Below are 4,344 nucleotides of genomic sequence, written 5' to 3' on the forward strand. Positions count from 1 at the left end.
ACCTCGTCGCGTACTCGATCGGCAACGCCACCGCCGGACGCGGCGCTCCGGCATCCGCCCCCTTCGCGCTGCGCCCCGGCGACGACATCGTCGTCACCGAGGCCGAGCACCACGCGAACCTCATCCCCTGGCAGGAGCTGGCCGCCCGCACCGGAGCGGTGCTGCGCCACATTCCGGTGCGCGACGACGGCACGCTCGACCTGGATGCCGCCGCCTCGATCATCGGCGAGCGCACGCGGGTCGTGGCGTTCAGCCACGTGTCGAACGTGCTGGGGATCGTCAACCCCGTGACGGAGATCGTCGCGCTGGCGAAGGCGGTCGGTGCACTGACAGTGATGGATGCCTGCCAGTCGGCTCCCCACCTGGCGCTGGACCTCCCCGCCCTCGGCGTCGACCTGGCCGCGTTCTCGGGGCACAAGATGCTCGGACCCTACGGAGTCGGCGCGCTGTACGGGCGCACCGAGGTGCTCGAGGCACTGCCGCCCTTCCTGACCGGCGGATCGATGGTCACCACCGTCACCCTCGACGAGGCGGGATTCCTGCCCGCCCCGCAGAAGTTCGAAGGCGGCACGCAGCCGGTGTCGCAGGCCATCGGGCTCGCAGCCGCGGCGCGCTATCTCGACGCGATCGGCATGGATGCCGTGCACGCCCACGAGCGCGTGATCGGCCGACGCCTGCTCACCGGGCTCGACGCGATCGACGGCGTGCGAGTGCTCGGCGACCCCGGCGCCGATGTCGACCGCATCGGCCTGGCATCCTTCGACGTCGCCGGAGTGCACGCGCACGACGTCGGACAGTTCCTCGACTCGCGCGGCATCGCCGTGCGTGTCGGCCACCACTGCGCCAAGCCGCTGCATGCCCGGTTCGGGCTGACCGCATCGGTGCGCGCGTCGGCATCGGTGTTCACCACCGACGACGACATCGACCGCTTCCTCGACGCCGTGTCGGGCGTCCGAGCGTACTTCGGCGCGGAAGGAGCCACCGCATGAGCAACCTCGACACCCTGTACCAGGAGCTGATCCTGGACCACTCGAAGCACCCGCATGCCCGCGGCCTTGCGCCCGAGGACGGCCGCACGGCCACGTCGCATCAGCACAACCCCATCTGCGGCGACGACATCACGCTGCGCGCGCGCGTGTCCGACGACGGCGAGACCCTCACCTCGGTGACGTGGGAAGGCGCCGGCTGCTCGATCTCGCAGGCCTCGGCATCCATGCTCGCCTCGCTGGTGGACGACCGCGTCGAAGCCGACGGGGGCATGAGCCGGCAGCAGGCCATCGACCTCATCGGCGGATTCCGCGAGGTGCTGCGCTCGCGCGGCAAGCTCGAGCTCGACGAAGACGTCTACGGCGATGCCACGGCGCTCTCGGGCGTCTCGAAGTTCACCGCCCGTGTGAAGTGCGCAATGCTCGCGTGGGTCGCCCTCGAGGACGCACTGCCCCGCGCCTGACCGGGGTCCGCGGGGGCGGCGAGCGCGGGGCCGTCAGCGCGTTGCGGCGTCGCCGGCGAGCACCGACTCCAACCGCGCGTAGCTGGCCTCCATGCCTTCGGTCATTCCCGTCGCCAGCACCGCGTCGCGGGTCTGGCTGTCGGGATACTCGATGAGCACCGTGACGAGCGTGGCGCCGTCCTCCTCTTCCAGGCTCAGGTCGTTGAGGGTCGAGGGGAAGTCGGTGCCGGTCATGTGCTCGGTGGTGACGGCCCGGCGCGGCGGCTCAGACAGCAGCGTCTCGCCGTCGAAGCCGAACCGCTCACCGGCATCCGGGGTCACCGGCTCCCACTCGTACCGGTAGCGCCCGCCGACAGCGGGGTCCACCTCGCAGAGGCTCATGCGCCAGCCGTCGGGCCCCAGCATCCACTTCTTCAGCAGCTCCGGCTCCTGATGGGCACGCCACACGAGGTCGATCGGATCGTCGATGAGACGGGTGATGCGCACGTGGGTGTCGTCGAGGATCTCCGTGCGCGTGCCCTTGCCCTGCGCGTACTCCCGGAGCCCGGCCAACACCCGGTCGAGCTGATTCAGGGCCATTGTGGAGCCTTCGACCGCGCCCATCGCGACCACCGCGTCCAGGGCTTCGGCTGAGGTGAAGTGGGTGACGTTGCGCAGCCGCGAGCCGTCGGGCGTGGACTCGAACGCGAACGTCATCCGCATCGCCGGGGGCATCCCCTCCTGCGGCTCGCCGTTCTCATCGACGAAGCCGTCGAGCACTTCGAACCCGGACGGCTCATCGATCGACAGGAACTCCCAGGCGCCATGGGACTTCTCGCCGCGCGGGCTCGTCATGTGGTATCTGGCGCGTCCGCCGGGGGTCAGCCCGAACTCGGTGAAGGTGGCCGGCCAGCCGGGAGGGCCCCAGAAGCGCTCGAGCTGGCGCGGGTCCGTGAACACCTGCCAGAGGCGCTCGACGGGGGCCGCGAAGTCGGCGATGAGCGTCATCGTGAGTGCTTCGGGGTCGGTGGTGACTTCGGTGACGGGCATGTCATTCTCCTGGCTTCGGTGGCGGAGAGGCGGGCGCGGCCAAGAGGTCGTCCAGCCGATGGATACGTGCGCGCCAGAGGTCTTCGTAAGCGGCGAGGAGGGCGCGTGCGCGAGCGATCATCGTCGGATCCCCCCGCACGAGCCGCTCGCGCCCTTCGGCGCGCTTGATGATGAGTCCGGCCGCCTCGAGTACGGCGACGTGCTTCTGCACGGCAGCGAACGATATGTCGTAGGCCGCCGCGAGGGTCGAGACGGACTGCTCGTGTTCGAGCGTCCGTCGCAGGATGTCGCGGCGGGTCGATGCCGCCAGCGCCTGGAAGAGGCGGTCGGTCTCATCATCAGTCAACTCAGTTCGTACAACCATTTGGTTGCACGTTACGACCGGCGGGGTAGCCCGTCAAGGGGAACGCGGACGATGTGCGGGTCGCGCGCTGTCGCTCCGGACGGGCGGACGGACGGGCGACAAATACTCACTCGGCGGCGCGAATACCCATTCGCGGGGACAGCAACGAGGCCGGGGGTGGAGAGCCCCGGCCTCGCGCTGATCGCCGGGGGTCAGGGGGCGGGGACCAGGACCCGGTCGATCGTGTGGATGACGCCGTTCGTCGCCTGGATGTTGATCGCCCAGAGCACGAGACGCGGATCCTTGAGGGACGGCGTCTCGTCACGGAGCGTGGTGCCGCGCGGCTGGACGAGGCCACCGTTGGCCATGGTCAGGTTGCGCGACAGCAGCACCTGGAGGGGACCGAGCTTCTTTCCCGGCACCACGTGGTAAAGCAGGATGTCCGAGATCTGCTCTGCCGTGAAGGTCGAGGTGATCGTCGTGAGGGCCTCGGCCTCCGACGCCGGCGCCGTACCGGTGAGGTCGCCGACGAGGCGCAGGAAGGCTTGGTCGTTCGGCGCGAACACGGTGTACTTCGTGCTCGTGTCGGCCAGGGTCGCGTCGAGCCCGGTCGCGACGAGCGCCTGGACCAGCAGGTCGTAGTCGCGACTGTTGCCGTCCGGCGTTCCGCCGCCGGATGCAGCGACGGCCACGTCGACGATCGACCCGGAGGGCTTCGAGCCCCCATACGCCGATGCGGGCGAGGCGGTCATCACGAGCGCGGCGGTGACGGCGGCCGCGAGGCCGATCGAGAGTTTCCTGTTCATCTTCCAGCTCCTTCGATGAGACGAGTCACGCTCGGCGACAGCCGTCGGGCGCCTGAAAGACATTCCGCGCGAGAGCGCCGTTTGGATGCAGAGCGCCCCGACCAGTTCTCGCGCGGGCCCGCCGCGGCCCTCACGGGGACCGGGCGAAAGCCACCGGGCGACTAGGATGGACGCGTCCGGCCGCCCCCTCATCTTCTGGAGTACAGCCGCGTGACCACCCCCTCTTCGACCTCTGTCGCCGATACCGTCGAGAACGCGGTCGCCACGCCCGACCGGGAGCAGCCGTACGAGGCCCTCGGCCTCAAGGCCGACGAGTACGCCAAGATCCGCGAGATCCTCGGCCGCCGCCCCACGTCGGGCGAGCTGGCGATGTACTCCGTCATGTGGAGCGAGCACTGCTCCTACAAGTCGAGCAAGATCTACCTGCGCCGCTTCGGCGAGAAGGTCTCCGAAGAGATGAAGACCCGCCTCATGGTGGGCATGGGCCAGAACGCGGGCGTCGTCGACGTCGGGGAGGGCTGGGCGGTCACCTTCAAGGTCGAATCGCACAACCACCCCAGCTACATCGAGCCCTTCCAGGGTGCGGCCACGGGCGTGGGCGGCATCGTCCGCGACATCATCTCGATGGGCGCGCGCCCCGTCGCCGTCATGGACCAGCTGCGCTTCGGCGCCATCGACAACCCCGACACCGCGCGCGTCGTGCACGGCGTGGTCAG

Annotated in this window: 6 protein-coding genes; 3 read left to right on the forward strand and 3 right to left on the reverse strand. The window is 69.7% G+C overall.

From position 1 onward, the window contains the following. On the forward strand, positions 1-989 hold a 989-nt coding region (locus NQ160_RS19390; RefSeq protein ID WP_257516752.1), incomplete at its 5' end, for an aminotransferase class V-fold PLP-dependent enzyme. After that, positions 986-1,450, forward strand: a complete 465-nt coding sequence (sufU, locus tag NQ160_RS19395) for a Fe-S cluster assembly sulfur transfer protein SufU (RefSeq protein ID WP_257516513.1) — start codon at positions 986-988, stop codon at positions 1,448-1,450. The genes NQ160_RS19390 and sufU, both read left to right, overlap by 4 nt. 33 nt (positions 1,451-1,483) lie before the next feature. Here the strand turns inward: sufU and NQ160_RS19400 are convergent, their stop codons facing one another. The 3 genes from NQ160_RS19400 to NQ160_RS19410 all read right to left on the reverse strand — a co-directional run bounded on the left by NQ160_RS19400 (position 1,484) and on the right by NQ160_RS19410 (position 3,628). Next, on the reverse strand, positions 1,484-2,479 hold the full coding sequence (locus NQ160_RS19400) for an SRPBCC family protein (protein WP_257516753.1): 996 nt from the start codon (positions 2,477-2,479) through the stop codon (positions 1,484-1,486). Position 2,480: 1 nt separating this feature from the next. Next, complete coding sequence (locus tag NQ160_RS19405; protein ID WP_257516754.1) at positions 2,481-2,843, reverse strand: ArsR/SmtB family transcription factor; 363 nt, start codon at positions 2,841-2,843, stop codon at positions 2,481-2,483. A 191-nt stretch (positions 2,844-3,034) separates the two neighbouring features. After that, on the reverse strand, positions 3,035-3,628 hold the full coding sequence (locus NQ160_RS19410; RefSeq protein ID WP_257516755.1) for a fasciclin domain-containing protein: 594 nt from the start codon (positions 3,626-3,628) through the stop codon (positions 3,035-3,037). 210 nt (positions 3,629-3,838) lie between these two features. Here NQ160_RS19410 and NQ160_RS19415 point away from each other — a divergent pair. Then, positions 3,839-4,344: AIR synthase related protein (locus NQ160_RS19415; RefSeq protein ID WP_257516756.1), on the forward strand; the 506-nt coding region annotated here is incomplete at its 3' end.

The sequence above is a fragment of the Microbacterium sp. zg.Y909 genome (genome assembly GCF_024626565.1).